The sequence below is a fragment of the Candidatus Omnitrophota bacterium genome, assembly GCA_018894435.1.
Lineage (GTDB): Bacteria > Omnitrophota > Gorgyraeia > JAHIPI01 > JAHIPI01 > JAHIPI01.
In genome coordinates this window covers 1-5,181 of the sequence record JAHIPI010000015.1, presented here as the reverse complement: position 1 = coordinate 5,181, position 5,181 = coordinate 1, and the positions used below count along the sequence as shown (strand labels likewise).

Below are 5,181 nucleotides of genomic sequence, written 5' to 3'. Positions count from 1 at the left end.
GTTCTTTTTTATCTTGTCCCGGGCTGGCTTCTTGATGCCGCCGAACATGTCTATCTGATTAAGTATTGTAAAGCGGTAGTTCTCGTTTGAGATTATATATATGTCTTCGGGGCAAAAAGTACGCGCTGCCCTATCGAGCGCCATCTGAAACAGCGAAAGGCCATCCTTAAACGGCACAAACTGTTTCGGGTAGTTCTCGCGCGATAACGGCCAGAGCCTGGTCCCTTTGCCTCCGGCAAGAATAAATGCTATTTTTTTCATAAAAACCTCTTTACTGTTTTTAAAACGCGTTCCGGTTCTATAGAATCAAAACATATAAACGCTTTGCATAAAGGATATCTAAAATCTTTGTAACACGGCCGGCACTTCGCTTCGCCGCTTATTACGGCATGTTTCGAAGATTCGGGATAAGGGCCGTAGACCTTCTCATCCACCGGGCCGAATATAGATACGCTGGGCACCTCCAATGCCACCGCCATGTGAAGAGGTCCGCCGTCATTTGTAACTAATAATCTGCACCTTTTCAATACCGCGGCGTATTGCCCCAAAGTAAGCTTACCGCATGCATCTATCGCTTTTGGGCTGGTGTTCTTATTTACATATGCGCATATATCCGATTCATCCTTGCTTCCGAAAATCACTATTTTGTAACTTGCTTCCTTACCTAATCTTTCGGCAATATAGGCAAATTTCTCCTTTGGCCAACGTTTTCTGAAAGCATCTTTGCCCCAGCTTCCGCCACCGCCCGGGGCAATACCCAAAAGAATATCTCCCGCGGCAACGCCGCATTTTTGCAAAAATACCTCTGCCTGCTTTACGTCATCCTTTCCTACAAAAAGTTCCATATTTACATCTGGCTTGATACTACTCCCCATGAAACGGGCCAGGCCGTTATAATACTCTACCATGTGCTGCCCGCCGAAGCCTTTTACCTTTATGGCATCCGTCAGAAACCGGCCTCTATTTTTATAATCAAACCCTATTCTCTTTTTTACGCCCAAAAACCATAAAATGAGGCTGTACCTATAGTCCAGCGAGAAATCAAAGGCAACGTCAAACTTCTCTTTTTTGATCTTTACGAGCATTGAAAACAAGGACTTAATGCCGCTGAAAAAAGAATCCTTAAATATCTTCTTTATATCTCCCCTTGCCAGAGAAAACACACCCTTTATTTTGGGGTTATACTTCAATATATCGGCGACCCTTTCATTGGACCAGTAATATACACTGTGGCCGCTTTCTGCCAGGGCGTTTAAAATAGGCGTAGTGAATAATACATCACCTATCCCGAAAGGGTTTACTATAAGTATTTTCATTGCTTAATCCTTGATATTTTGTAGCGCCGCCGCCAGACCCAAAAAATAATAAAATAATATTGCGAGCGGTAATGAATATAGCGTCGATTCTACGGTAGTGAAAGCAAGGTAGCCGATCAATCCTGCTAAAACCGCTGTCTGGGCCGTTTTTATAGTTCCTTCTGGCTTTCGCGCGATGTTTTTCACAGACGTTACAAACAAAACGGTTATTAACCACAAAAACGCCAAAAGGCCCAAGGCCCCTGTCTCGACCGCTATCTGAAGATAAGCATTGTGCGCATAGGATACGCCGCCGAACTGCATATCACTAGCATAAGTCTCGTATATACTCATGAAGGTATTTATACCATGTCCTAAAATCGGGTGGTCTAAAAACATCCTCCAGCACATCTTAATTAAATCGAGCCTGTGAAAAACCGACAAACCGCGTGCAGTGTAATCCAAAATAATATCGCCGCGTCCCAAAACCACCATCATGCCGATCCCCAAAACCGCAATTGTAAGCGCAGCAAGCAATATCTTTTTTGCAGATTCGCCCTTTTTCCAGGCAAGAAACACAGCAACTAGTATAAATGCGAGGATTGCTCCTTTGGTAAAATTCAAAAGGAGGCATATAAAAAGCAGAATACTCAGCAATGCTCCGAATAATTTGAGTAGTTTTTCCTTTGTATTTAATATAGCTATCGCCACAAAAAATGGCAAAACTGTCACAAGCCAGCCTGCAAACCCGTTAGGAAACTTGAAAGAAGCGGTTATCCTATTAAAAGAACTCCATATGGGGTAGTGCCTCAAGAAATCGTAATGCATAAAATACTGCCACAAGCCGTCGGCAGCCATTAAAAGGCCCGAAATAAAAATAAACGCCATTATCTTCATGAAATCTTTTTTTGTCCTTATAGTATCGATCATTACGACGAATAACAGAAAATGCTCCATTGCTTTAAACCCAAATCCTATCAGGCTGGTTATAAAAAATTTGGTGTTTATAAGTGAGAACAGTACGAATAGAAAATAAAGCGACACCGGAGTATTTAAAGGCGTCTTTTCTACTTTAAGGCTTCGCTGGATGAAAATCTTTTTAAAAAACCATAACGCTATCGCGGCTGTGGCGGCAATCTCTATAATACTATTTGAAAAAGGAAGCCCGAAAATAAGGATCCCTAAACTTAGAATAATTAAATTATCCATTGCTTCGCACCCTCCCCAACCTTATACCGAAAAGAAGCGTAAGGATAAGAGTGATTATCATTATACCCCAATCGAAATACCTCCCTAATACGGTCATACCTAGCGCGGCGAGCCCCAAAGCAAAACTCAAACCGTAAAGCATCAGGACGCCCCTTTTCTTCTTAAATCCTGAGGCCGCTAGCCTATTCAGGACGCGGTCTTCACCCTTTGTCCTGAGCCCTTTGGCAAACGTCACTATTGCGGGAATAAGCTTTGTTCCTTTTGAGTTATTTTTCCCGCGCGAACGCATTATTGATTCCATTATCGCTATGGCAAAACGGTGAGAAGAATGGTCTTTCCCACCCATAGATACCGGCCGCCCCTCCATCATCCTCATTACAGTAACAAACGTAACATCGAAGATCGGATATCCGAGTATCAGTATAGGTATAGCTAAAGAGGTCGTGAGACTTGATGTCTTCCAGCTACCAGCTACCGCTATTGAGGCCAGCATAAAACCTAAAAACATGCTGCCGGCATCTCCCATAAATATGTTCGCTTTAGGAAAATTGTATCTCAAAAAACCCAGCGCGCTTCCCATAAGTGCAAAAGAAGTCGCCGCAAGTACGAAATTGCCGTTAATAAATGCCAGTACGCCAAAAAAGAATGACGCTATTGCGGCAATGCCCGCACAAAGGCCGTTTATATTGTCTATAAGATTGAAAGCATTTGTCATACCGACGATCCAAAGGCAGGTAAAAACCATGCTGAGAAACGGAATTTTGATAAACGCCACCTGAACGCCCATCATTATCGTGATTATAGCGGCAATAAACTGCGCCAGGAGTTTCAGGCGAGGTATCAATTTGAACCTGTCATCTATTATGCCTATCACCATTATGACTGTGCCGCCTACCAAAGACGCTAAAAGCGCCCTATCCGCTTTGACGGTAAGTGAGATGGCGAATATAAAAGAAAAATATATCGCCACTCCTCCCAGAAGCGGTGTGGGTTTCGCGTGCACCTTTTTGCCGGAGGGCGAATCGACAAAGTTTATCTTTAGCGCAAATCTCGCTATAATCGGCGTGAGGATAAGGGAACTCACAAGTGCTGCGCAAAATACTGTTATGGTCTTAATGTACGGCATGTTTATCCTTTGAAATATTCGGCTGTCCTTTTGATTATCTCTTCTATATCGGCCTTCGGCTTAAAGTCTACGTATCTTTTTATCTTTGAAATATCCGGTTGCCTGTGCATCATGTCCTCGAATCCCCGCTCGTAGGCCTTTTCATACGGGATATGCTCTATCTTTGATCTTGAGCCGGTGATCATTTTGACCTTCTTGGCAAGTTCATTTATTGTTATAGATTTCGGGCTACCCAGATTAAAGACCTCTCCGGTAGCTCTTTTGCAGTTCATAAGTTCTATGAGCGCGCCGACAACGTCTTTGACATATGTAAAACACCTTGTCTGTGTGCCGCTTCCGTATACTGTTATGGGCCGCCCTGAAAGCGCCTGTTTTACAAACCGCGGTAGAACCATCCCGTAGCGACCCGTCTGGCGTGGCCCGCAGGTATTGAAGAGCCTTACTATTATGACCGGCAGTTTCTTTTCCCGCACATAGGCAAGGGCCAAAAATTCGTCAAGTACCTTCGTACACGCGTAACTCCATCTAGGAATTACCGTAGGGCCCAGGACGCTGTCGTCCGTTTCTTTAAAAGCTCTGTCTTTATCTATATTTTTCCCATATACCTCCGAAGTCGAAGCCAAAAGCGTCTTCTTCTTACCGTATTTATTAGCAAGCCCAAGGACGATCTCAGTTCCCTCCACGTTCGTCTTTATCGATTTGAGCTGATTGTCTATTATATACTTAACTCCGACCGCCGCCGCAAGATGATATATGCAATCGCATTCCTTAATAAGCTTGGACATAAGTTTCGTATTCATGACAGTATCGATATATACCTTAAAATGCTTGTTGCACTTAAGATGACCAATGTTATCCATACTACCCGTGGATAAATCATCTACTATCGTGATTGAATCGCCCAGGGCGAGCAATTCTTCCGCAAGATGAGAACCTATGAAACCCGCACCGCCCGTTATTAATGCTTTCATTTTACCTCCAGCTCTTTGTGATATAATTCCTTTATCGCATCTACCAATTGTTTTTTGGAATGGCAGCGGACTACATATTCCCTGCCGTATTTTCCGAACTTCTCTCTTTTTGTTTTATCATCAATCAGGGTTGTTACTGCGCGCACAAATGCCTCGATATCTTGAGATGGAACGATAAGACCCGATTTTCCGTCTTCTACTATATCGCGCACGCCGCCTACGTCGGTGACTACAACGGGCCTTTCACTTGCCATGGCCTCTATAATAGAAACCGGCGTACCCTCGTTCAGCGAGGTAAGCGTTACAATATCCATGACCTTGTAGAGCGCATCTATATCTTTTCTCCAGCCGGTAAATACAAGGTCTCCATAGACTCCGATATTCCGCGCAAGGCGCACGAGATCAGCTTTCAGCTCGCCGTCTCCCACTATGAGAAACTTTATGCCCCTCGCAGGATTCATCATCTTTATCTCTTTGGCGGCCATAATAAACATTTCATGGTTCTTTACGCCGGTAAGGCGCCCCACAATCCCTATCACTATGGCATCGGTGGGCATGTTTAGCTCTTTGCGAAGTGCTG

At 43.9% G+C, this 5,181-nt stretch carries 6 protein-coding genes; all 6 read right to left on the bottom strand.

What is annotated here, in order from left to right; all coding sequences use genetic code 11:
* A partial coding sequence (locus KKI13_01145; protein ID MBU4487662.1) for a hypothetical protein occupies positions 1-261 on the bottom strand: 261 nt, incomplete at its 3' end.
* Positions 258-1,316: a glycosyltransferase family 9 protein gene (locus tag KKI13_01140; GenBank protein MBU4487661.1), complete on the bottom strand. Its 1,059-nt coding sequence runs from the start codon at positions 1,314-1,316 to the stop codon at positions 258-260. The genes KKI13_01140 and KKI13_01145, both read right to left, overlap by 4 nt.
* 3 nt (positions 1,317-1,319) lie before the next feature.
* Positions 1,320-2,504, bottom strand: coding sequence for an O-antigen ligase family protein (locus KKI13_01135; protein ID MBU4487660.1), 1,185 nt, complete (start codon positions 2,502-2,504; stop codon positions 1,320-1,322).
* Positions 2,497-3,630: an undecaprenyl/decaprenyl-phosphate alpha-N-acetylglucosaminyl 1-phosphate transferase gene (locus KKI13_01130; protein MBU4487659.1), complete on the bottom strand. Its 1,134-nt coding sequence runs from the start codon at positions 3,628-3,630 to the stop codon at positions 2,497-2,499. The genes KKI13_01135 and KKI13_01130 overlap by 8 nt, the downstream gene beginning before the upstream one ends.
* 2 nt (positions 3,631-3,632) lie before the next feature.
* Positions 3,633-4,601, bottom strand: coding sequence for a GDP-mannose 4,6-dehydratase (locus KKI13_01125; protein ID MBU4487658.1), 969 nt, complete (start codon positions 4,599-4,601; stop codon positions 3,633-3,635).
* The coding region (locus KKI13_01120; protein ID MBU4487657.1) for a glycosyltransferase at positions 4,598-5,181 on the bottom strand (584 nt) is incomplete at its 5' end. The genes KKI13_01120 and KKI13_01125, both read right to left, overlap by 4 nt.

What these genes read in the sequence shown, in the direction of transcription:
- KKI13_01140 (MBU4487661.1), bottom strand. Translation starts at nt 1,316, where the DNA reads ATGAAAATACTTATAGTAAACCCTTTCGGGATAGGTGATGTATTATTC.
- KKI13_01135 (MBU4487660.1), bottom strand. Translation starts at nt 2,504, where the DNA reads ATGGATAATTTAATTATTCTAAGTTTAGGGATCCTTATTTTCGGGCTT.
- KKI13_01125 (MBU4487658.1), bottom strand. Translation starts at nt 4,601, where the DNA reads ATGAAAGCATTAATAACGGGCGGTGCGGGTTTCATAGGTTCTCATCTT.
- KKI13_01130 (MBU4487659.1), bottom strand. Translation starts at nt 3,630, where the DNA reads ATGCCGTACATTAAGACCATAACAGTATTTTGCGCAGCACTTGTGAGT.